The sequence below is a fragment of the Methanobacterium sp. CWC-01 genome (genome assembly GCF_030323845.1).
In the GTDB taxonomy this organism is placed as follows: Archaea; Methanobacteriota; Methanobacteria; order Methanobacteriales; family Methanobacteriaceae; genus Methanobacterium; species Methanobacterium aridiramus.
Genome location: NZ_CP040735.1, coordinates 1,348,070 through 1,370,000 on the forward strand (window position 1 = coordinate 1,348,070; position 21,931 = coordinate 1,370,000).

Here is a 21,931-nt window from a genome sequence, read left to right on the forward strand (position 1 = left end):
ATTCACTTATAGTGTTATATTAAACACAATTAGTAACCTTTAAATAGAATGCTAAGTCAGTGTGGATTGAGGTGATTTAAAATGGACACCAAATATATAATCGGGATCATTGTGGTCCTTTTAGTAATTGTGGGAGCCTACTTCGTTTTAGCAGGCGGAAGCAGTCAAGAAAGTATTAACATAGTTGGTTCAACTTCAGTACAACCTGTTGCTGAGAAATTAGCAACGGAGTACATGAAAAAGAATCCGGATGTGAAGATAACAGTTCAAGGCGGAGGCTCCAGTGTGGGCATTAAAAGTGTACAAGATGGTACCGCAGATATAGGGACTAGTTCCAAGGAGTTAAAAGACAACGAATCTGCCGGACTAACTCAATACGAGATAGGTAAAGATGGAATAGCAGTCGTAGTAAACAGTCAAAATTCAGTCAGTGGATTAACCTTAGAACAGGTTAAAGGAATATTCACTGGTAATATCACCAACTGGAAGGAAGTAGGTGGTGCTGATGCTCAAATTAACGTCGTGGTTCGTGAAGACGGATCTGGTACCCGTGATGCTTTCCAGGAAATTGTGTTAGGAAAACTGGACAACGGTACGAAAGTATCTTTTAAGAAAGATGCTATTGTGCAAAGTTCCACTGAAGCTGTGCAACAAACTGTGGTACAAGATCCTAACGCCATAGGTTTCATATCCTTTGCGGCAGTTAAAGATGCAAAAGCTCTGCAAATCGATAACGTAGCTCCTTCCGAATCCACTATACTGGATGGTACCTACAAGATCCAGCGACCATTCCTCTTCCTGGTTAAAGGAGATGCCAGTGGGGCTGTAAAGGCTTTCATTGATTGGGTAAACGGTGCTGAAGGTCAGGCCATAATCAAGTCCGAAAAACTGGTCCCAACCGGTAAGCAGGTCAGCTAGATAAAATAGGAAAATGGTGGTTCAACCACCTTTTTATTTTCTTTAACGACAGAATATGCGGAAGAATTTTTTGAGTTGAAAAAAACCTTTATTAACGCCAACGGGCATCTAAAATATCTCCAGTCCTCTATCACTATATAATTATAAATACTGTTAGTTGGAAGTAATTTCTAATAGTATTTTTTATGGTGATTAAGTGAAGTTAAAAATCGGCTTAGGATTGTTGGTAATATTAATAATCATCATTGCAGTTTACAGCACTATCAGCACTGAAAATCAGTATGAAAGAATAGATATCGCCGGATCCACTTCGGTTCAACCCGTGGCAGAGGCACTGGCTCAGGAATACATGAAAACTCATCCCAACGTGAAGATCAACGTGCAGGGGGGTGGTTCAGGCTTGGGGATACGAAGTGTATCCCAGGACATAATAGCCATTGGTACCAGCTCAAAAGATCTAAAAGCTGATGAAAGGGGTTCTTTGAAGGAATTTGTTATTGGTAAGGAAGGGATAGTGATTGCAGTAAATTCTGAAAACCCGGTAGATGATCTGAGTAAAGATCAACTAAAGCAAATCTTCTCAGGTGACATAAAGAACTGGAAGGATGTGGGAGGGCCTGATGCCTCTATAAATGTGGTAGTACGCGAAGATGGCTCCGGAACCAGAAAAGCCTTTGAAGATCTGGTGATGGGTAAAGATTCTAAGGTTATAAGTGATGCCATTGTGCAGACTTCCACAGAGTCTGTAAAGCTGGCCGTAAAACAAGATCCTAATGCCATTGGATATGTATCCCTGGCTCATATGAGTGGTGATGTTAAGGCTGTTGAGTTAGATGGAGTTTATCCTTCATTGGAAACCGTGCTAGATGGTTCTTATGAGCTTCAAAGGCCATTCCTATTCCTCACCGCAGGAGAACCTGAAGGTGCTGTTAAAGAATTCATTGACTGGTGTTTAAGTCCCGAAGGACAGAACATTGTAGCGAAAGAAAAAGTGGTACCAGTTTCAGTGTAATAACAGAATACAAGATTTTTCAATTAGAACGATAATTTGAGGTTATGATAATATGTCTAAGTGGACTGAAGAGTATTTTGTTGAGAAAGGGCTACTATTAACGGCAATATCTTCGATTATAATCATAGCTCTTATAATAATCTTCATTTTCCAAGAAGGTATTCCGGCTCTGGAAAGTGTAGGATTTTTCAACTTTATTTTTGGAATGGACTGGAGTCCATCTGAGGGACAATATGGCGTATTTCCAATGATCATAGGTTCGATAGGCATAACTCTACTTTCCCTACTAATGGCAGTTCCACTAGGATTATTATGTGCCATATTTTTAGCAGAAGTAGCTCCCAACAGAATGAAGAAGATATTAAAACCTACTCTACAAACTCTGGCGGGTATTCCTTCTGTGGTTTACGGATTTTTTGGACTTATTCTATTGGTCCCCTTCATGCGGGTCCAGTTTGGAGGCACTGGTTTTAGCATGTTCACGGCATCCATCATCCTAACCGTAATGATCCTACCGATTATTGTCAGCGTATCCGAGGATGCTTTGGTTTCTGTACCTCAAGAATACAAAGAAGCTTCTCTGGCTCTTGGCGCCACCCACTGGCAGACCATTAAAAATGTAATTTTTCCGGCTGCCATACCGGGAGTGATAACTTCCGTAATTCTGGGAATGGGACGTGCCATTGGTGAAACTCTGGCCATTATCATGGTAGCTGGTAACGTGGTACAGATCCCCGGTTCAATATTTGACCCGGTACGGGCACTGACCTCTAATATTGCCATTGAGATGGGTTATGCAACGGGTGTACACTACAACGCCCTGTTTGCCACAGGTATCGTGCTCATATTCATGATCATCATACTCCTGGTCATAGCCAACTACCTCCACTACAAGAAGAAGGTGACTATTGGGGGCGGGTACTTATGACCGCATTCAGGACTACATTTAAAGTAAAGGGGGTCTAATTAATGCACAGGATTATACCCCCAAAAATCGCCCAGAAGATAATGAACAGTATTTTTTGGGCTTCAGGAATACTAACCATATTCATATTATTATTCATAATTGGCTACGTCCTTTTTAAGGGATTGCCGTTTGTCAGTTTAGAATTTCTGTTCACTGATCCCATAGATTCTGGTAGATCAGGCGGGATATTCCCCATGATAATGTCCAGTATTTACGTGACTCTTATTGCCGTTCTAGTGGCTGCACCCCTGGGTGTAGGGGCGGCTGTTTATCTGGCTGAGTATGCTGGTGAAAACAAAACAGTTAAACTGATTAGATTTGGAGCCGAAACACTGAGTTCCATACCTTCCATAATATTTGGATTGTTCGGGTTGGCATTTTTTGTTGTGTATTTAGGTCTAGGATGGAGTGTACTCTCCGGTGGCCTCACTCTGGCCCTAATGGCTTTACCCACCATACTAGCGGCTTCTGAAGTTTCTGTAGAATCGGTTAACAAGTCATATGCCGAGGGAAGTCTGGCTTTAGGGGCCACCAAGTGGCAGACTGTTTACAAAGTTATTATACCTGCCGCACTACCCGGAATAACTACAGGAATAATACTGGGAATGGCCCGGGCTATTGCCGAAGCTGCAGCAGTGTTGTATACTGTGGGCGCTGCTCTTTTGATACCCACTTCACTATTGGATCCAGCACGACCTTTACCACTGCACCTTTATATCCTCGCCACGGAGGGCATATCTCTGGATAATGCCTGGGGGACAGCAGCGGTGATGGTGATTCTAATCCTCATAATTACTGTAGCCACCAATACGCTGGTGGATCGTTACCGTAAGAAGATGATGGGGCGATAAAAATGGAATATAGAATAGAAGCAGAAGATCTGAACGTTTACTTTGATGAATTACACATTCTAAAGGATGTAAGCCTAAAAATCCCTAAAAACAACGTAACAGCCCTTATAGGGCCTTCTGGTTGTGGAAAATCGACTTTCATCCGTAGTCTGAACAGAATGAACGACCTCATAAGTACTTTCCGGATGGAAGGAACTATCCTGCTGGATGGTGAGGATATCTACAAACCAAAAGTAGACGTAGTCGAATTGCGCAAAAGAGTTGGCATGGTCTTCCAGAAGCCCAACCCCTTCCCCAAATCCATATTTGACAATGTGGCTTATGGTCTGAGGGTACACGGAATAAACGATAAAGATGTCTTAGCTCAAAGGGTGGAAGAGGCCCTTAAAGGAGCAGCCTTGTGGAATGAGGTTGAAAATATCCTGGAAAAATCGGCCATGGGGCTTTCGGGAGGACAGCAGCAACGTCTGTGCATCGCCCGGACCATTGCCGTGGAACCGGAGGTTATACTTATGGACGAGCCCTGCTCTGCCCTGGATCCCATCTCCACCACCAAGATCGAGGACCTGATACACAAGTTGAAGAAGGACTACACCATCATCATCGTCACCCACAATATGCAACAGGCCACCCGGGTTTCTAAATACGCGGCATTCTTCCTCCATGGAGAAATAGTGGAGAGTGGTCTCACCGACCAGATATTCCTGGAACCATGTGATCAACGCACTGAGGATTACATCACTGGCCGATTTGGCTGATTAAATTTATTAAATGGGGTTATAAAATGGAGAAAAGACATCCAAGGATATTGTTTAGAAGGAGATTAAAGGAATTAAGGGAAGATGTAGAGCAGATGGGTAAAAAAACCATGCAGGCCTATCGGGATTCTATTAAAGTCCTTTTTAATTATGATGAAGAGAAGGTAAGGAGTGTGAAGGACGCTGCTCAAAAGATTGATGAGATGAACTACGACCTGGAACACAAGACCCTGGGCATCATCGCCGCTGAACAGCCAGTGGCTGGTGATCTGAGATTTATTGAGGCCTGTATCAAGGTTGGGAGTCATTTGAAAAGGATTGGCTATTTGGCAGGCAACATCACCGAGGTGGCCAAGCAGATAAAGGATGAGGAGGTCCCTGAAAAACCCATGGATGATATTGTGCACATGGCCGATATCGTGGAGAACATGGTCAGCAAGAGTCTCACCACCTTCCTGGGCCAGAACATGGACACCGCCCGGGAGCTTAGAAGGGATGATGATAAGGTTGATGACCTATTCGACCGGGCCATGAACGATGTTACCAAATGCATGATCGATGACCCGGAAACCATCTCATACCTGGTTTATCTGTTGTTCTTAGCCCGTATACTGGAAAGAATTGCCGATCGGGCGGAGAATATCGGGGATCGCACTATCTTCATGATTACCTGTAAAAAACCATAGGAAACTTGTATTTTTTTTCTTTTCTTCTTTTTAATTCTTTATTATAGTAATTAAAAACTAAATAGACTTTATTCAACTAACTTAATTTAAAAAAAAATTATCACTCTTTCAACCGGCCAGTGGCTTTCCTGGCGGCCCAACACTGAATACAGACACCTATGGGCAGTCCAGCGGTGTGTGTATCGGCGGTGCGTATTTTAACATCCAGGGCAGTGGTTTTACCACCCAGGCCCATGGGTCCAATACCGGTGGCGTTGACTTGGTTTAAAATCTCTTCCTCCAACCGGGCCAGTCTTTCATCTGGGTTTTTGGCTCCCACCTCATCCAGAAGGGCCTTCTTGGCCAGTTTAAGTGCCAGATCAGAAGATCCTCCAATACCCACTCCTATCCGGATGGGGGGGCAGGGCTTGCCACCGGCAGCCAGCACAGTATCCAGGACGAAATATTCAACTCCTTCTTCTCCTTCACCGGGAAGGGCCATTTTAAGGGTGTTGTTATTTTCGGAACCGAATCCCTTGGGGAATACCGTTATCTCCAGATAGTCACCTTCCACTAACTCCACGTCGATCTGTGGTATTAACTGACCGGTGTTGTTCCCGGTGTTCTGACGGGTGAAGGGGTCCACCACGTTGGGTCGGAGGGGTATTTCTCGGGTGGCACGTTTCACTCCCTTTCGGATGCCCTGGTAAAGGTTTTCCACATGAACATTTCCCAGTTTCACGAATATGATGGGCAGACCGGTGTCCTGGCAGAGTGGAACTCCCATATCCTCGGCGGCCTTAATATTATCCAAAACCGCTTCCAAGTTAAGGCGGGCCACCTCTTCGGTTTCATTATCATAGGCATCCTTAAGGGCCTTCTTTACATCAGACGGAAGTTTAATCACTGCTTCCTTAAACAGGCGGCAAACTTCCTCCTCCACTCTCTCCGATGCTATCATAAAAATCAGTTAATAAAATAAATACTGATGATCAGTATTTCATGATCATCTTAACTCTTTCCAGTTCCTTGGCTACACGATCTCTTTTTTCGGTCATTATATCCTCAGAACTTATCTTCAGGGCCTCGGTGGGGCATACTGACACGCAGAGTGGTACTTCCTCACCCTCACACAGGTCACATTTGGTGGCAATTCCATACTCATTAATTTGAATGGCTCCCACGGGACAGAAATCGCGGCACAGGCCACAGCCAATACAGGCTTCTTCGTGGATGATAATAGCCCCATTTACCTCTTCTATGGCCTCCTCTGGACATACATTGAGGCAGGGGGCCCGGTCCTTAGCACAGTGCAAACAGAATAGTGGCACTCCACTAACCACTCGGATGGCATTTTTGGGACATATACGTTCACATTTGCCGCATTCATCACAGAGTTCGGGCCTTGAAATCAGTTCCTTCATCCTCAGGCCTCCTTATCCAGGGCCTTTTTAGCCCGGGTGTTGGCAGTGACAATTTGTACAAGATCTGAGCCTCGGTGGGATCTTTTCTTCACGCCAGAAATCTTTTTGATGTGTTCGAGTTGTCTTTTGGCTTGTAATTTGTCGGTATCCACCTTGGCTATGGCGCGCTGGGAACAGGCCTTAATACAGGCTGGTGTATCCAGATCAGGGCACTGATTACATTTATGGGCCTTACGCTCGTGGATGACCACTGCACCAAAGGGACAGACCATCATACACAGCCCACAACCGATACAACGATCTTTATCAATTCCTTCTTTGCCGATGGCCTCAGTGGGACAGATTAATTCACAGGGAGCATCCTCACACTGCTGGCAGATGATGGGATAGTATGATCCTTCCACTTCCCTCACCAGAATCCCGGATGTGCCATGAATCTGGGCACAGGCTTCCTGACAGTCCAGGCAGCCATCACAGAGTTCCGGTTGGATTATTATTTTTTCCAAGGATGGGCCTCCTATATTTTTAATTCACTGCACAGGGCATCAACTTGGTTCTGGATGCGCAGACGCTCCTGGTCAGTGAGGTGTTTAAACCTTTTCTGGGCGTTTAGGTACTCTTCTACTGGTTTCCGCTGCAGGGGACGATAGGTCACCCTGAACTCGCCCTCAACAATCTCGTAAAGGATCCAGGAGCCGGTTTCAACAGCCAAACGGCCCAGTTCTATGGTTTTCGCGGGATCGTATCCCCACCCAGTGGTGCAGGGTTGGTGGAGGTGAATGTAAGCCGGTCCTTCAATTTCCCTGGCTTTCTGCACCTTTTTAACAAAGTCTTCTGGATAAGAAATGGAGGCGGTGGCCACGTAGGGCACTCCATGGGCGGCCATTATCATGGGAATGTTCTTTTTGGGTTTATCTTCTCCAAAACTCTCCTTACCATGTGGACTGGTAGTGGTAGAGGCTCCATAAGGTGTAGCCCCACTGCGCTGCACCCCGGTGTTCATGTAGGCTTCGTTATCGTAACAGATGTAAATGATGTTGTGTCCACGTTCCATGGCTCCGGACAGGGCCTGCAGTCCAATATCTGCAGTTCCACCATCTCCGGCGAATGCAACTACTTGGGCATCTTTTCCCTGTGCTTTGAGTGCTCTTTCAACTCCTGACGCAACTGCTGCCGCGTTTTCGAAGGCTACATGTACCCAGGGAATCTCCCAGGCAGTTTCTGGGTAGGGAGTAGTGATAACCTCCAGACAACCAGTGGCAGACACGGCCACTGTGTTCTTGCCCAGGGCCTTCAGGGCCAGCCTGACCCCTACTGTGGCTCCGCAGCCGGCACATCCTCGATGTCCAGGGGCCAGGAATTCTTCTTTACTGATTTCCATTAGACTTCCTCCTTTTTCAGTCCTATCCATTCCACCTCACGGGTGGGATTTTTAGTTTTAGCAATGATTTCCCTGATGTGTTCTGGGGTTATGTCTCGTCCACCCAGTCCAGCAATAAATCCGTATGTATCAGCGTTGGTTTTAGCTTTAATTTCGTTATAAACCACTCCTCCCATTCCAAAAGAGACATTCTTATCCAGAACCGCCACTTTGGATGCTTTTCCCAGGACCTTCACAATCTCCTCCTGGGGGAAGGGACGGAATACTCGCAGTTTTAAGAGTCCTACCTTCTCTCCCTCTTCTCTAAGGGTGTCTATCACATCTTTAATAGTGCCACAAACAGATCCCATAGCTACGATGATGATCTCAGCATCGTCACACCGGTAGTTTTCAACTAAATCATATTCTCTTCCGAATATTTCCTTGAAATCTTGATCGGCCTTGGCAATGACCTCTTTGGACTTTTCCATGGCTTTTTCTATGGCATAACGGGCTTCCATGTAGTATTCCGGATCAGTGAAGGTGCCGATGGACATGGGGTTTTCCGGGTCCAGGAAGGCATAGGGTTTGTAGGGTGGTAAGAACTGGTCCACTTCTTCCTGGCTGGGCACATCCAGGGGTTCCACGGTATGGGTTAAAAAGTAGCCGTCAATACAGACCATGCAGGGTAACAGCACTTCTGGATCTTCAGCAACTCGATAGGCGATTAACACAGCATCTAAGGCCTCTTGAGCGTTTTCTGCATATATCTGCAGCCATCCGGAGTCACGTTCAGATATGGTGTCCTGCTGGTCATTCCAAATACTTAAAGGAGCAGATAATGCCCGGTTGGCATCCACCAGGACCACTGGGCTCCTCATACCCGCAGTGGCAAATAATATCTCGTGCATCAGGGCCAGTCCCTGTGATGATGTTGCAGTGAAAACCCTAACACCTGCACTTGATGCTCCTAAAGCGGCACTTATAGCGCTGTGCTCTGATTCTACCCTAATATACTCGGATTTCAACTCTCCGTCTGCCACGAACTTAGCCAGATACTCAGATATGGTGGTCTGAGGGGTAATGGGATAAACGGGCACCACATCTGGTTTAGCCATTTTCACTGCTTCGGCCACGGCCCGGTTGGAAGTCATAACTTTTAATACCATTTCTATCCCCTCTCCATTTTAATAGCTTCAACTGGACATTCTTCAGCGCATATGCCGCATCCTTTACAGTAATCGTAATCAATGTCATGTTCTTGGTTTATACATCCCTCAGGACAGAAAAGAATGCAGTTATCGCAGTCTATGCATTTATCCTTATCCAGGACTGGCTTGAAGGTCCTCCAGCTTCCAGTTTTGTTCTTACGGGTGCTGCCTGGTTCTTTAACTGCTGCTCCTGTGTTTACCATTAGATCACCTTAAATTATTATTTCACCTGTTCATAAGCAATTTCAGCTGCCGTGGCGTTTTTCTCCCCAATTTTACCAGGGAATGTTTCTTTGGTTATTTTTATAATTGAATCAAGGGAAACTTCTTCGGTTACCTTGGCAAACGCTCCTAACATTACTGTGTTCACAATGGGGACGCCCAGAGTCTCCAGGGCAATTCCGGTAGCGTCTATGGTGTGTACTTCTACACTATCCAACTTCAAATCCTCTTCAGTATTGATAACTACTTTACCCCCTTCTTTAAGACCAGAAACTATGTCCACAGCTTCGAGTAGTGTTTCATCCAGCACTACCACATAATCGGGGTTGTAAACTTGATATCTCCTTCTAATAGGCTTATCATGTATCCTTGAGAAAGCCATTACTGGTGCGCCTTTTCTTTCAGCACCGAAAAATGGGAATGCTTGACAGTATTTTCCATCTTCGAAGGCTGCTTTTGCTAGTATCTCTGCGGCGGTTACTGCTCCTTGTCCGCCACGTCCGTGAAAGCGAATTTCGATCATCTATTTACCTCCATTCCTCATAGTTAATCATTATAAATTTTTAATATATATACGTGTTGGATGATTGTTGATATATTATGGGGACTGATTTTTTAGCAAAAAATTAGTACCAATAGGCCAAAAAAGAAAACTAAAAAATAATTTTTAATAATTTTGATCTACTACCTAACTTAAATTAGAGGGATAATGATGAGCGAATGGATAGAAGTGGAAAAGGAAACGGAAGAAAAAGATAAAGATGATCTGTGGGAACCTGAAGCTATAGGGGAATCAATTCAGGGGATCTATATAGAAAAAGAAGAGAATGTGGGGCAGTATAAGAGTAACATGTACTTCATCAAAACTGAGAATGGAGAAAAAAAAATCTGGGGCTCCACCGTCCTGGATGATTTGATGGGAAAGGTGCCCCTGGGCAGTGAGGTACTCATAACCTATCAGGGTAAGCAGCCCTCAAAAACGGGGAGAAACCCCTGGAAAGATTACAAGGTTCAGTACCGGCCTGTGAAGAAATAGTTGACGAACTTTAGTTAGAATCTGATTAACATCCTGGTAAATAATAATTTCAATCTTTGGGAACAATCCTATGAAAATACTCATCGTCACCGCCAAACTGGCCAGTCCGCTGGTTACAAAGGTCACCGCCCAATCAGAACATGAAGTTCATGTTTTAACCTTTAACACACCCATAGCTGCTTTTCTTACACCCCGTCGCATAGTTGCTGAACTGGATAACATATCAGGGATAGAACTGGAATCTCTGGACATGATCATTACTCCGGGGCTGATAAGAAAGGATGTAAGTTATGTGGGGGAGGTTACGGGTATACCCACCTACAAGGGATCCACTGATGCTGCTGATTTGGGAGTGGTGCTGGAGATGCTGGATAAAATTGACCTGTCATCTAAAAAACCGGCAGATAAGCTTATAGAAGACGAACTCAGGAATCGGGCACTTAAATACATTCAGGACTTTGAAGAAGACTCTGAAAACATTAAAAAACTACTTAAAAAACCTGAAAACATTATGGTGGGGAACCTCCCCGTGGGGGAGGACTTTCCCATGCGAGTTCTAGCCGAAATAGCCAATGCCCCCCTTCTAAGCCCTGAGAAGTTGCTGAGAAGGGCAGAATACTTCGTTAGATCCGGTGCTGATCTGGTGGATCTGGGCATGCTGGCCGGAGAAAACCTCAAAAGTAGAATACCGGCCATGATTGATCTTTTAAAGGATAAACTAGACGTACCCATCAGCATCGACACCCTCAACCCGGCAGAGATTGAAGTGGCAGTTGAGTCCGGGGTGGACCTGGTTTTAAGCCTGGACCACGGGAACTACCAGGAACTGCTAACCCTGCTTAGAGAAAAGGAAGTGCCTGCAGTCTTACTCCCCACGGATTACAGCCAAAACTGGGTGCCTAGCACCTGGGAAGAGCGAGTAAGTTCCCTGAAGAGCCTCATAGAAAAATGCAGAGACCTGGAAGTCATTGCTGATCCAGTTCTGGATCCGGTTAACAGTAAAAGCATTGTGGATTCGTTCTTAGCCTGTCGCCAGTTTAAAAGTGAAAACAGAGTTCCCCTATTTTTTGGGGTGGGAAACGTAACCGAACTGTTGGATGTGGACTCTACTGGAGTAAACACTTTATTATCAGGTATAGGGATGGAACTGGGGGCAAGTATACTCTTCACACCTGAAGAAAGTGGGAAAACGGTGGGAAGCGTCAAAGAACTGGCAATATCATCTCAAATGATGTTCCTGGCTAAGAAAAGAGGTTCCATACCCAAGGATCTGGGAATTAATCTAGTGGTTTTCAAGGACAAGAGGCGTGGTGAAACCCTGGAAGAGGCCCTTGATGTTCCGGAAGTGGAGGGAAAACCTGATTACACTTTCAACCAGGACCCTGCTGGCAGTTTCAAAATCACCGTTTCCAACGGCCTTATAATGGCGGTGCACTATCAGAAAAGTAAGCCCCAACTTACTCTAACCGGCATTGAAGCCAAGCCTATTTACGATGAAATCATTAAAAGAAGGCTGGTAACCAAATTGGAACATGCTGCTTACCTGGGATCAGAACTTCAAAAAGCAGAAGAGTCAGTGAAATTTGGCAAACATTACGTACAGGACTTTCCCATTTTCCAAAAGTTTCTGGAGAAGTGAAGTTAGGTACAATTTAGATGTCAGAATGCAAATCAGGATAGTACTATGAAATGTGACTATTGTGGGTCAATTCCGGTGGTCATTCACCGTAAGCACTCCGGACAGAAACTCTGTAAAGATTGTTTCATCCAGAAAATGCAGGAGAAGGTCTTAAAGGATATAAGAAAATATAAACTGGTGGAAAAGGGAGACAAAATACTATTAGGGTTATCCGGTGGAAAAGACAGTGTCATGGCCCTAGATATCCTAAAAAATCTTCATGAGAGGGGTATTGTTGAAGTGATGGCAGTGACCATCGACGAGGGAATAAGTGGTTACCGGGCGGAAGGCGTGGAAATCGCCACTAAAATCGCCAAAGAAATGGATATAAAGCATAGAATAGTTTCCTTTGAAGAATATTTAGGAGTTACTCTGGATGAACTAATGAAAAAACCCCAAAATGGGGCCTGTACCTATTGTGGGGTTTTCAGACGATGGATACTCAACAAAGTAGCCAGGGAGGAGGGTGCCACTAAAATTGCCACCGGTCACAACTTAGATGATGAGGCTCAGTCAATCCTGATGAACTATCTGGAAGGAAATCTCGATAATTTGACCCGGATCGGTGTAAAATCCCAGTCCAAAGATCCCCGGTTCACCGTGAAAATCAAACCTCTCCGGGAAGTACCGGAAAGGGAAATAGCACTTTACGTACTGGCCAGGGAACTCAAGGTTCACCTGGCAGGGTGTCCTTACGCTGGTGATTCTTTTCGGGCCGAAGTGGGGCAGTTTTTGAAGGAAATATCCCTAAAACATCCCACCATTATGTACTCCACCCTTCGTGGATTTGACCGAATAAAACCAGTTCTGAAGAAAGAATTTTCCAGAAAATCGCCTCTCACCCGGTGTAAAGTATGTGGTGAACCAGCAGCCGCCAATCTGTGTAAGGCCTGCAGCTTCCTAAAAGAGAGGAATGAATAAATCTAAAAGATACACTAGTTAACTTTATACTTGTAGAATCTGCATATAAACCCGAAGTGATTAGATGAATATTACCTTTATAATGGGAGAAGAAGAAAAAAGGATGGAAATTATGGGGGGTAAAATCAAAGACCTACTTCAGGAGATGGAAATACCCCTGGAAACTGTGGTGGTTAAAAAAAACCAGCAGATAGTCATCGAAGAAGAATCCCTGGAAGATGGGGATACCATTGAGGTTATAAGGGTTATATATGGGGGATAAACTTTATCAACTTTCTTATGATCTGAATTAATTGAAAATTAACCTGGACGTGAACCATTGGAAGACCAAGAGCTTCTGTATGATATTGTGGGTAGATATTTCTCGGTTATAGAATTTGTGGATGATGAAGACGCATCCTACTTCATGGTTGGGGATTATAGTACTGAAAAATTTACTGCCCTGGTTGAGGAACTGGACCAGGTAAATTACTTACCCTATATTGATCCTGATGGACTGTATTACCGGATACGACTGGCCCAGAAACCAGAGCAAAAAGATTCCCGGATTCATATAAACTTGATACTATTTCTGGCCACCCTGGGAACCACTCTGGCAGCTGGTTATCTTCTGGGAAACAGCTGGCTGGCGGCAGTAGGATTTGCAATAGCTCTTCTGGCCATAATAGGTACACATGAAACAGCCCATTTTATTTACGCCCGTAAACATGGTGTTAAAGCTACATTGCCCTACTTCATCCCGGCTCCCACTATAATAGGCACCTTCGGCGCAGTTATAAACGTCAAATCTCCCATCCCCAATCGTAACGCCCTCTTTGATTTGGGATTAAGCGGCCCACTGGCTGGGCTTCTGGTAACGGTGCCGGTTTTGATGATTGGATTGAGTATCTCCACGGTAACTGTACAATCAACAGGGGCCATGCTTTTCACACCGCCTCTTTTAATGGATATTATAGCCTACTTCACTGCCCCTGCCGTGGCTTCGGGTCAGATGATATTTTTACACCCAGTGGCTTTTGCCGGTTGGGTGGGAGTGGTGGTGGCCATGTTAAATCTGATGCCGGTGGCTTTCCTGGATGGGGGCCATATATCCAGGTCCATTTTCAGTGAAAAGATACACTCGGTAATATCCATGTTAGCCGTGGTGGTAACCGTACTGTTAGGATGGATCCCTATGGCCCTCCTAATGTTGATAATACTCTTCAAAAGCAAGACACACCCGGGGGCCATGGATAATGTGGCCCCCATCACCCGGGGAAGAAAAATAATGGCCATCATGGCCCTGATCTTGCTTATACTGTGCTTATCCCCTGTACCATCTTAAATGGATACGACTCAATACTTATATGAAAATTAGACCCTGAATGAATTAGCGTTAAAAAAATTTAAGATGATCTTATGAAAGTACACTACGAATGCGCCCCCTGTTTTCTAAGACAGGCCCGAGAAGCCCTGGATCTGGCTACCGATGATGAAAAATTAAAGCTGGAGATCACTTCCCAGTTAACCGATCTCATAGGTCAGAGATTCCAACCGAATGCATCTGCCAATGAGATTGGCACCGAGATGCACCGCACCATCAAAAGAGAAACTGGTAACCATGATCCGTACCACCAGGAAAGGGCTAAATCCAATGAAATTGCCCTTAAATTTCTACCCCAAGTAAAAAAGATCTTAAAAGAGGATCCCAGTCTTAAAAACTATTTAAAAGCTGCCATCGCTGGAAATCTCCTGGATTTTGCTGCTTTGGGCCTGGATATCGATATGGAGGCTATGATCCTGTCGGCCATGCAAAAAGAATTAACTGTAGATAATTCTCCTGAACTGGAAGAAGAACTTAAAAAAGGCCGAAATGTTTTATATCTGGCGGATAATGTGGGAGAAATAGTCTTCGACAAGTTGCTCATAGAAGAAATCCAAAAATATGAAGTTAAGGTCACCGTGGCCCTCAAGGAGATGCCCATTTTAAACGATGCCTGCCTGGAGGAAGCACGGGATATTGGTTTAGATGAGTTTGCAGATTTAACCACCATCGGAACCGATTCAGTGGGGGTGGTTTATAAAGATGTTTCATCAGACTTCCTGGAACTCTTTTTCCGATCAGATATGGTAATTTCCAAGGGCCTGGGTAACTATGAGGGCCTTACCGAAATGGATTTAAAAGATAAACCTGTTTTTTGTCTATTCAACGCCAAATGCTCCCCGATAGCTCGGGAAATAGGTGTAGAGGTCGGTGATAACGTGGTCTTAAAGCTGTAAATTGAGATTTAAAAGTTGAGAGCACCAAAAATATATTCCCTTTAAATGACAATCAAGCATTATGAGCAGGCTATTTACTATCCTAGGAATCATGTTCCTGGTCGTGGTGATAACTGGTTGTACTTTCCTCCCTGGCACCCAGAACAATTCCAGTACTGGTTCTTCTGGCATTAACTGGAACACCGATATGAACACGGCATTTCAGCAGGCTCAGGCTTCCAATAAAATGGTATTCGCTGACTTTTACGCTGACTGGTGTCACTACTGCCAGGAGATGGATAGTGTAACTTACACTGACCCTGATGTTCAACAACGGATAGCGCAAAGTTATATTGCGGTTAAGATTGACACCGATGACAACCCTGATTTAAGCTCCCGGTATGCAATCTACGGTTTACCCACCATCATCATCTTCAACTCTAATGGACAGGAAATAAAAAGAATTGAAGGATACCAATCTGCCAGCCAGTTACTGAGCCAACTATAGGAGTAGGGGGATGCAAACCGGTTTTATATTATCATTCCTGGCGGGAATGGCCTCCTTATTATCGCCATGCGTGCTGCCACTCATACCCATCGTTGTTGGATATTCCATTCTGAATCGGAGTTTAAGAGAAATTTTTGCCTTCACCGGCGGGTTTTTTTTAATCTTTGCAGTTATCACCATACTAACCGTTATATTTACCGCGGCCCTGAATGCATATCTTCTCCATATAAGGATGCTGGCTGCAATCATCCTGGTTTTGGTGGGGATTTTTTTCATATTCAACCCCCAGATTCCAAGATTATCATTTAAATCCAGTACTGAAGGCGGTGTCGTGGGATCTTTTATACTGGGACTATTGACCTGTCTGGCCTGGTCCCCCTGCTTTGGGCCCTATGTAGTGGCGATAGCAGCATACAGCACCGCCACGGGCAACGTGCTCTACAGCGCCCTGAACATGATACTGTTTGCTGCAGGTTTCTCTCTCACCCTGTTCATACTGGCTCTTCTGGCCTCTAGAATAAACTTTGAGAGAATTTCAAAATACTCAAGCACGATAAGGATCATATCCGGTCTGGTTATAGTGCTGGCCGGAATTTATTTGTTGTGGGGCTTGTTGTAATGAGCTAAGAGGTAGTAATATGAGAGTGGGCTTTATAGGTTTTGGTGAAGTGGCCTCTACCCTGGCTAGGGGTCTTATGGGGGAGGGTGTGGAGGTCTACACCTGTCTGGAGGGAAGAAGTGTGCGGACCAAGGAATTGGCCAGATCAATGGATGTTCAACTGTGCAGTAACAACCAGGAAATGGCAAAAAAGGCGGAAATGATCTTCTCGGCGGTTACACCATCCCAAGCAGTACTGGTAGCCAGGGAATTGGACCATATCCAGGGGGTTTATGTGGATCTCAATAACGTATCTCCCGCCACCGTTAAGGAAGCTTTAAAAAATGTTGGAAGCTCCGACACCGTGGACGCAGCAATCCTAGGCAGTGTCCAGCGAAATGGTTTGAAGGTTAAAATCATAGCTTCAGGGGCGGGTGCAGAAGAATTCGAGAAATTAAATGGTTATGGTATGAATATTGAGGTCATTGGGTCAGAACCAGGCCAGGCCTCCGCCATTAAGATGCTGCGCAGCGCCTACACCAAGGGGGTTTCAGCACTTCTTTTGGAATCCCTACACGCCGCCTACCGGATGGGCATAGATGAAGAAGTTTTAAAATACATATCACAGACGGAAGGGCCTGACTTTAAAGAATCAGCAGTTTCTAGGATGACAAGCAGTTTCTATCATGCTCGGCGAAGGTCTGAAGAGATGGAAGAGGTGGTAAAGATGCTTTCTGCTCTAACCGAACCTTTCATGAGCAAGGCCACCCTGGAATCTTTGGTGGCCCTGGCCGATAAGCTGGGTAAACTGGATAAAAGGCCAGCCAACATGCACCAACTCTTCCAAAAACTGGATAAACCAGATCATCAGGGTTAAATCTGGACGGAACGTTCGCATTTTCGAATTTCTTGGGCCTGATCTTTAATTATATTACAGTCCTTTGACAGAATAATAATTACCTAAATCTCTGTAGGGTGGCTTTTGTGAAAATCAACCAGATGAAAGAATGTAAAGAGGCCCTCGCAAAGTTGGTGGGTAAAAAAGTAATGGATATCCGTTTCGAAGTCCAGGGTCGGGAAAAGGACTGCTGGAGATTTTACATAGACACTGATGATGGGGTGTTTACCATGACTTTCTGCCGGGAATGGGAGTGTCCGGTGGTAAGCCATAGCACTGAACACTTTAATATAACTAATTAACCCACCTGGATTCGCACTCTCCAGCCTCTCTTTTTACTAACCATACTGCCCTGGAGGGGCACAATCTGGGAATCTAAAAGCAGCCGGAGGTAGGTAGCATCTCTGGCCGGTAACTTCAGTGGACTTTTAATTTTACGTTCTGCAGTTTTAAGGAGGCAGGCAATCATTCCTCTCTTATCCACATACAACCAGGCGGGAAGGCCCTCCTGCAGGGAGGATAATTCAAAACTGCGAAGATGAATACCGGCATCAACAGTATAGGGAGCTTTGGAACGAATCTTCTCCCCATTCCTGAATCTTTCATGAGCTTCCTGACTTTCCATCCCCTTATCAGCTGATGATGCCACGAACCATGCCCTATCAATAACTCTTTCTACCTTCTGGTCAGGGGGTATGATTCCTTCCGTCTGGTAGTGTCTTATAAGGTCAAAAACCTCCCGGCGAGTGACATCCTCCTCCACACAACTCAAAGCCAGGCGGGTGAGAACCGGCCCATATCCTGCCTTTCTAAGTGAAGCCCAGGCTGGCGCTTCTTTACGGTACTTGCGTCCCTGGACTATTTCTTCCACGGCAGCAGCGTTCAAGTGAGCGATTTCTAAAAGGCGCGGACGGGAATAGTTGTTCAAGCGGTCCAGGAGAACTTCCAGGTTTCTTTTTCCCGGAATATTTTCATGGTCAATTTCTTCTTGCAATATTTTCACGGTGGAAATGGGAAGCAGTTTTTGGACACTCTTCGGTATTTCTAAGTTATTCTCCAGGATTTCCCTGCGTATTATGCGTCCTGAGATCTTTTCTTCTCCCACCTTTGATTCAGGAATAAAATGAAACTCCATTTTATTACCCAGAACCTTACCCAGAAATTCGTTAACCGCATACCAGCGTATCACATTACGGTTGGGTAAATTACGGGGAATCCCGCTGAATATTCCACTTTTTACAAAGCGAGAGGCGTACTTCTTAATCTGTTCCGGTCTTACATCGGCGGCATCCACATAATCCCGCACCCCATCCTGGATCATCATAGCAATCCTTATGGGCACGGTGTAGGCCATGGTCAGACGATGGTGTAGGCCTTCAATGGGAAAAATTCGATCTGCCCCGGCTTCCAGGGCCATCCTCTTCCGGGCATCGTAGTCCGCGAAGAAGGGGGCGTGGTTGGCACTGTAACCCTTGTTGAGGTAGATAACCACTTCCGTGTTTTTCTCATCGGCTACTTCCCGGGCCTTTTGGATGAGCTTAACATGTCCATTGTGTACGGGGTCAAAGTCCGCGCTGATTCCGATCATCGTGCTTCCTTAATTGCTGTTTTTATTTCTATAGATTCAACTAGTAATATATAATTTATAAAGAACTTTATTATGATAAAGGAGTACAGAATAGAAAATAATTCATTAGGTAATAAAAATGGCAGACCTGAATCAGAATTCAAGTAAACAAAATTTGACCCTAGCCGGATTTCTGTTTTTCTTAGTCGGCAGCATAATTCTAATGGGAATCATAACCGGAGAAATTTTTTATCCAGATGAACTCACCTACACCACTGCCCAGAGCATGATCAGTGATTTAGGCTCTACAGTACCTCCCAACAGCATCATCACCCAGCCATCAGCCACAATTTTTAACTGGACCATGATTATTTCTGGAATTCTTATATTGGTGGGTAATTATTTCCTGTTCCGATATTTCCGTGATAAAATCGCTGGAATCCTCATTGGACTTTTGGGTTTGGGAGTTCTGGGTGTGGGAGTATTCCCCGGTAACATCACCCCCCAGCACCCCATATTCTCCCTGACCGCATTTGCAAGCGGAGGTCTATCTGCTATCTACTCCTTCAGATTAATCAAATCACCACTCAAGTATATGGCCCTCTTGTTTGGAGTTATTTGTCTGTTCTTCCTGTTCACGTCCAACATGTTCATGCCCCTATTGGGTGGTGGTGGTGTGGAAAGATGGGTGGCCTATCCCGTGGTATTGTGGTTCCTGGGCTTCGGCGGATACCTCATGGGATTATCTGTAACTGAAAAAAGCGGGGATTGATTCCTTTTTAAGATTTCTCAATTAAATACTCAAAAAAATTAATGTTTTTCACTAAAAAATATTTTTAAACCAGGGAGGACTAAAGTTCTGGGGAATCTCCCATCAAAGAAATCTCCTTTTAGTTCAAATTACTTGGAGAACCAGTTATTCCTGAGTATTCCACTTCAGCCAGCCACTTACTTCTACATTCACATTCAAAATCTTCCGGAATGGTCTGGGTTATGTTGGACTGGATGATCATCTCTTTCAGGGCAGAGTTACACTTTTTACAGTTGTAAGGCCCCCTGCGGGTACCAAAACCGGCGGTGTCCATGATAACCGGTATCTTGGCCAGACTGCGAACTCTCCGGATTATTTCCATAACACTCCATATCCAGGGCGGCTGATAAGAACCCTTCCTCCAGAGAATTTCCATTAAAGTACCTTTATGGATGGTGGAGGGGCAGAAAGAAATCCGGTCCACTCCAGATTGTTCAGCATACTCGGCAGACTGGATGGCATCAATTATGGCTTCCTTTTCACTGGTCAGGATGGGCTTTACAAGTAAATAGGCCTTGGATCTTATGGGGTATTCGGATTTAAGTTCCTGGATTGTTTGTACAGCCCGTTCAAACTCTGCATTGGAAAAACCCTTATTTATGATGTTCATCCGGCGTCTTTCATCCCCGGTTTCTAGACCCATGGCCACCTCGAATATTTTACCCGGCAAAGCCTCACAGCACTCCTGGAGCACTTCTTCGATGACGTACTCGGGGCGGGACTCCACCACCACCTCTTCAATTTCCGGGTAATCAGCCAGGGATTTAAGAATCTTCCTCCTGGCTTCTGCTGGGACTTCTTTCGGATTAAGGAAGCTGCCAGATACGAATAACTTCACCGCGGTGGGACCCTCCAGGGCCTGTCTTTGTATCTGTTTTTCGAAGTGTTCATGGAATATTTCCAGCATCTCCTCTGCCGATACTGCTTCCAGTGGTGAATCCGCCACGTAACTGCACATAGTGCACCCCCCTGAACCTGAAAGAGCCCAGGCACAGCCGGAGGTGGGTAATACCATGAATATGGTCCGGCCGGGGCCAGAGTAGAGTAGGTCCTCGCTGGACCAGCTGGCAGCCAGTTCTGGTGGTGATTTTTTATCAATCCTTCTAAGAGATTTCTCCCGAAGCTCACGGTTTAGCTCTTTGATTTCCATCATTTTTACCTTCTAACAACTCAAGATCTATTATAGTACTCTGAAGATATTATTTAATAAATCTGATAATCTAATTTCTCACCAAATCGAATAATCATATTAAGGTGAAATACGTGGTCCAGGAAATCAAGGTTAAATCAGTCCTGAACAAGCAAAGACATGTTGATGACTGGTTTTTGTCGGGTTACTCCCTCAACCCTTACTCGGGCTGTTCATTTAACTGTGTATACTGCTATACCCGAGGTAGCAAATATGGGGAGCATCAGGTGCCTGGGCTGGCAGTCAAAATCAATGGCCCCCAGGTACTGGTTAAACAGTTGAAAAACCAGGCCCGAAAAAAAGAGTACGCATTTATAGCCCTGGGATCAGCTACTGATCCTTACCTGCCACTGGAGGAAGATTATAAGATCACCCATGAATTTCTCAGGATTATCCTACGCTTCCAGTTTCCGGTGCATATCCTGACCAGATCCTCCCTGATTTTAAGGGATCTGGACCTTTTGACTAAGATTGGAGAAAAGGCCATTATTCCACGGGAACTACGGGACCGAGTGGGTAAGGGAGTTATCATCTCCTTTTCCTTTTCCACCATGGATCCGGAGCTGGCCCGGATATTTGAACCCGAAGCCCCGGAGCCAGATGTAAGGTTAGAAACCATGAAGAAGTGTAAAGAGGCCGGTTTCAGGGTCGGGGCGGTGTTCATGCCCCTGCTACCCTATCTTTCTGACACCCCGGAATCTCTGGATTATATGATTGGCCGGGCAAAAAAGCAGGGGGCAGATTTTGTTCTGGCGGCTGGGTTGACACTATTTGGTGAAGGCCCTGCTGATTGTAAAACTCGTTATTATGAGACCCTGGAGCAACATTTTCCAGAGAAGGTAGAGGAGACTCGTGCCCTTTTTGGAAATTCATTTGCACCTTCCCGGAAATATCAGCGAGAGCTATACCTCAGGGTGAAGAATTTGTGCAAAGACCACGGAATCAGAAACAGGGTGTATTGAAAAATAAAAAAAAGAAGAAGAAGTTTATTTAGAAGCTGTCTATTACTTCTCCTAACAGTTTTATGGATTTTTCTTTGTCAGGACCAATTGGGGAACCGGCTACGTACTGGGTTACACCCATTTCACCGAGAGCTTCG

The 21,931-nt window shown here is 45.0% G+C and carries 28 protein-coding genes (1 of these 28 only partly in view); 18 read left to right on the forward strand and 10 right to left on the reverse strand.

Features of this window, described 5'->3' with window-relative positions; translation table 11 throughout:
• Positions 1–81: 81 nt before the first annotated feature.
• The 6 genes from FGU46_RS07300 to phoU all read left to right on the forward strand — a co-directional run bounded on the left by FGU46_RS07300 (position 82) and on the right by phoU (position 5,192).
• Positions 82–918 carry a phosphate ABC transporter substrate-binding protein gene (locus tag FGU46_RS07300; protein WP_286473501.1) on the forward strand — a complete coding sequence of 279 codons (837 nt, stop codon included), beginning with the start codon at positions 82–84 and terminating at the stop codon, positions 916–918.
• A gap of 196 nt (positions 919–1,114) precedes the next feature.
• Positions 1,115–1,930, forward strand: coding sequence for a phosphate ABC transporter substrate-binding protein (locus FGU46_RS07305; RefSeq protein WP_286473505.1), 816 nt, complete (start codon positions 1,115–1,117; stop codon positions 1,928–1,930).
• A 52-nt stretch (positions 1,931–1,982) separates the two neighbouring features.
• Positions 1,983–2,858: a phosphate ABC transporter permease subunit PstC gene (pstC, locus tag FGU46_RS07310; RefSeq protein ID WP_286473509.1), complete on the forward strand. Its 876-nt coding sequence runs from the start codon at positions 1,983–1,985 to the stop codon at positions 2,856–2,858.
• A 41-nt stretch (positions 2,859–2,899) separates the two neighbouring features.
• Complete coding sequence (pstA, locus tag FGU46_RS07315; protein WP_286473511.1) at positions 2,900–3,748, forward strand: phosphate ABC transporter permease PstA; 849 nt, start codon at positions 2,900–2,902, stop codon at positions 3,746–3,748.
• Between the two features lie 2 nt (positions 3,749–3,750).
• The gene (gene pstB, locus FGU46_RS07320; protein WP_286473514.1) at positions 3,751–4,506 is read left to right on the forward strand and encodes a phosphate ABC transporter ATP-binding protein PstB; all 756 of its coding nucleotides are present in this window, start codon (positions 3,751–3,753) and stop codon (positions 4,504–4,506) included.
• Between the two features lie 26 nt (positions 4,507–4,532).
• Complete coding sequence (gene phoU, locus FGU46_RS07325; RefSeq protein ID WP_286473516.1) at positions 4,533–5,192, forward strand: phosphate signaling complex protein PhoU; 660 nt, start codon at positions 4,533–4,535, stop codon at positions 5,190–5,192.
• Positions 5,193–5,292: 100 nt separating this feature from the next.
• Here phoU and FGU46_RS07330 read toward each other — a convergent pair whose 3' ends face one another.
• The 7 genes from FGU46_RS07330 to porC are packed head-to-tail and all read right to left on the reverse strand — an operon-like array spanning position 5,293 to position 9,911.
• Positions 5,293–6,132: a fumarate hydratase gene (locus FGU46_RS07330; RefSeq protein WP_286473520.1), complete on the reverse strand. Its 840-nt coding sequence runs from the start codon at positions 6,130–6,132 to the stop codon at positions 5,293–5,295.
• A 31-nt stretch (positions 6,133–6,163) separates the two neighbouring features.
• A complete protein-coding gene (locus tag FGU46_RS07335) occupies positions 6,164–6,595 on the reverse strand; it encodes a 4Fe-4S dicluster domain-containing protein (RefSeq protein WP_286473522.1) in 432 nt (143 codons plus the stop codon).
• A 2-nt stretch (positions 6,596–6,597) separates the two neighbouring features.
• Positions 6,598–7,101, reverse strand: coding sequence for a 4Fe-4S dicluster domain-containing protein (locus FGU46_RS07340; protein WP_286473526.1), 504 nt, complete (start codon positions 7,099–7,101; stop codon positions 6,598–6,600).
• Positions 7,102–7,112: 11 nt separating this feature from the next.
• Complete coding sequence (porB, locus tag FGU46_RS07345) at positions 7,113–7,976, reverse strand: pyruvate synthase subunit PorB (RefSeq protein WP_286473531.1); 864 nt, start codon at positions 7,974–7,976, stop codon at positions 7,113–7,115.
• Positions 7,976–9,124 (reverse strand): pyruvate synthase subunit PorA, encoded by a 1,149-nt coding sequence (gene porA / locus FGU46_RS07350; protein ID WP_286473533.1) that lies wholly within the window; start codon positions 9,122–9,124, stop codon positions 7,976–7,978. The genes porB and porA overlap by 1 nt, the downstream gene beginning before the upstream one ends.
• Before the next feature lie 2 nt (positions 9,125–9,126).
• Complete coding sequence (gene porD / locus FGU46_RS07355) at positions 9,127–9,369, reverse strand: pyruvate synthase subunit PorD (RefSeq protein WP_286473536.1); 243 nt, start codon at positions 9,367–9,369, stop codon at positions 9,127–9,129.
• Between the two features lie 17 nt (positions 9,370–9,386).
• Complete coding sequence (gene porC, locus FGU46_RS07360; RefSeq protein WP_286473538.1) at positions 9,387–9,911, reverse strand: pyruvate synthase subunit PorC; 525 nt, start codon at positions 9,909–9,911, stop codon at positions 9,387–9,389.
• A 186-nt stretch (positions 9,912–10,097) separates the two neighbouring features.
• Here porC and FGU46_RS07365 point away from each other — a divergent pair, with 186 nt between their 5' ends.
• The 10 genes from FGU46_RS07365 to FGU46_RS07410 all read left to right on the forward strand — a co-directional run bounded on the left by FGU46_RS07365 (position 10,098) and on the right by FGU46_RS07410 (position 17,567).
• Complete coding sequence (locus tag FGU46_RS07365) at positions 10,098–10,424, forward strand: hypothetical protein (protein WP_286473541.1); 327 nt, start codon at positions 10,098–10,100, stop codon at positions 10,422–10,424.
• Between the two features lie 70 nt (positions 10,425–10,494).
• The gene (locus FGU46_RS07370) at positions 10,495–12,063 is read left to right on the forward strand and encodes a dihydropteroate synthase-like protein (protein ID WP_286473543.1); all 1,569 of its coding nucleotides are present in this window, start codon (positions 10,495–10,497) and stop codon (positions 12,061–12,063) included.
• A 45-nt stretch (positions 12,064–12,108) separates the two neighbouring features.
• On the forward strand, positions 12,109–13,023 hold the full coding sequence (locus tag FGU46_RS07375) for a TIGR00269 family protein (protein ID WP_286473547.1): 915 nt from the start codon (positions 12,109–12,111) through the stop codon (positions 13,021–13,023).
• Between the two features lie 64 nt (positions 13,024–13,087).
• Complete coding sequence (locus tag FGU46_RS07380) at positions 13,088–13,285, forward strand: MoaD/ThiS family protein (protein WP_286473549.1); 198 nt, start codon at positions 13,088–13,090, stop codon at positions 13,283–13,285.
• 57 nt (positions 13,286–13,342) lie between these two features.
• Positions 13,343–14,347 (forward strand): site-2 protease family protein, encoded by a 1,005-nt coding sequence (locus FGU46_RS07385; RefSeq protein WP_286473551.1) that lies wholly within the window; start codon positions 13,343–13,345, stop codon positions 14,345–14,347.
• Between the two features lie 74 nt (positions 14,348–14,421).
• Complete coding sequence (locus tag FGU46_RS07390) at positions 14,422–15,282, forward strand: damage-control phosphatase ARMT1 family protein (RefSeq protein WP_286473554.1); 861 nt, start codon at positions 14,422–14,424, stop codon at positions 15,280–15,282.
• 91 nt (positions 15,283–15,373) lie between these two features.
• On the forward strand, positions 15,374–15,769 hold the full coding sequence (locus tag FGU46_RS07395) for a thioredoxin domain-containing protein (RefSeq protein WP_286473556.1): 396 nt from the start codon (positions 15,374–15,376) through the stop codon (positions 15,767–15,769).
• A 10-nt stretch (positions 15,770–15,779) separates the two neighbouring features.
• Positions 15,780–16,388, forward strand: coding sequence for a cytochrome c biogenesis CcdA family protein (locus FGU46_RS07400; RefSeq protein WP_286473559.1), 609 nt, complete (start codon positions 15,780–15,782; stop codon positions 16,386–16,388).
• Positions 16,389–16,407: 19 nt separating this feature from the next.
• Positions 16,408–17,244 (forward strand): NAD(P)-dependent oxidoreductase, encoded by an 837-nt coding sequence (locus FGU46_RS07405; protein ID WP_286473561.1) that lies wholly within the window; start codon positions 16,408–16,410, stop codon positions 17,242–17,244.
• Between the two features lie 107 nt (positions 17,245–17,351).
• On the forward strand, positions 17,352–17,567 hold the full coding sequence (locus tag FGU46_RS07410; protein WP_286473563.1) for a hypothetical protein: 216 nt from the start codon (positions 17,352–17,354) through the stop codon (positions 17,565–17,567).
• On the opposite strand, the gene FGU46_RS07415 is transcribed toward FGU46_RS07410, so the two are convergent.
• Positions 17,564–18,853: an adenylyltransferase/cytidyltransferase family protein gene (locus FGU46_RS07415; RefSeq protein WP_286473565.1), complete on the reverse strand. Its 1,290-nt coding sequence runs from the start codon at positions 18,851–18,853 to the stop codon at positions 17,564–17,566. The genes FGU46_RS07410 and FGU46_RS07415 overlap by 4 nt on opposite strands.
• A gap of 118 nt (positions 18,854–18,971) precedes the next feature.
• On the opposite strand from FGU46_RS07415, the gene FGU46_RS07420 reads away from it, so the two are divergent.
• A complete protein-coding gene (locus FGU46_RS07420) occupies positions 18,972–19,604 on the forward strand; it encodes a DUF998 domain-containing protein (RefSeq protein WP_286473567.1) in 633 nt (210 codons plus the stop codon).
• Positions 19,605–19,722: 118 nt separating this feature from the next.
• On the opposite strand, the gene FGU46_RS07425 is transcribed toward FGU46_RS07420, so the two are convergent.
• Positions 19,723–20,793 carry an archaeosine biosynthesis radical SAM protein RaSEA gene (locus FGU46_RS07425; protein WP_286478371.1) on the reverse strand — a complete coding sequence of 357 codons (1,071 nt, stop codon included), beginning with the start codon at positions 20,791–20,793 and terminating at the stop codon, positions 19,723–19,725.
• A gap of 104 nt (positions 20,794–20,897) precedes the next feature.
• Here FGU46_RS07425 and FGU46_RS07430 point away from each other — a divergent pair, with 104 nt between their 5' ends.
• A complete protein-coding gene (locus FGU46_RS07430; protein ID WP_286473569.1) occupies positions 20,898–21,794 on the forward strand; it encodes an SPL family radical SAM protein in 897 nt (298 codons plus the stop codon).
• Between the two features lie 28 nt (positions 21,795–21,822).
• Here FGU46_RS07430 and mer read toward each other — a convergent pair whose 3' ends face one another.
• Positions 21,823–21,931, reverse strand: partial view of a 5,10-methylenetetrahydromethanopterin reductase gene (gene mer / locus FGU46_RS07435; RefSeq protein ID WP_286473571.1) — the final stretch only. 857 nt of this gene lie beyond the right edge of the window; 109 of the gene's 966 nt are visible here — the last part of the coding sequence; its start codon lies off the right edge, out of view — the gene reads right to left on this strand; it ends in the stop codon at positions 21,823–21,825.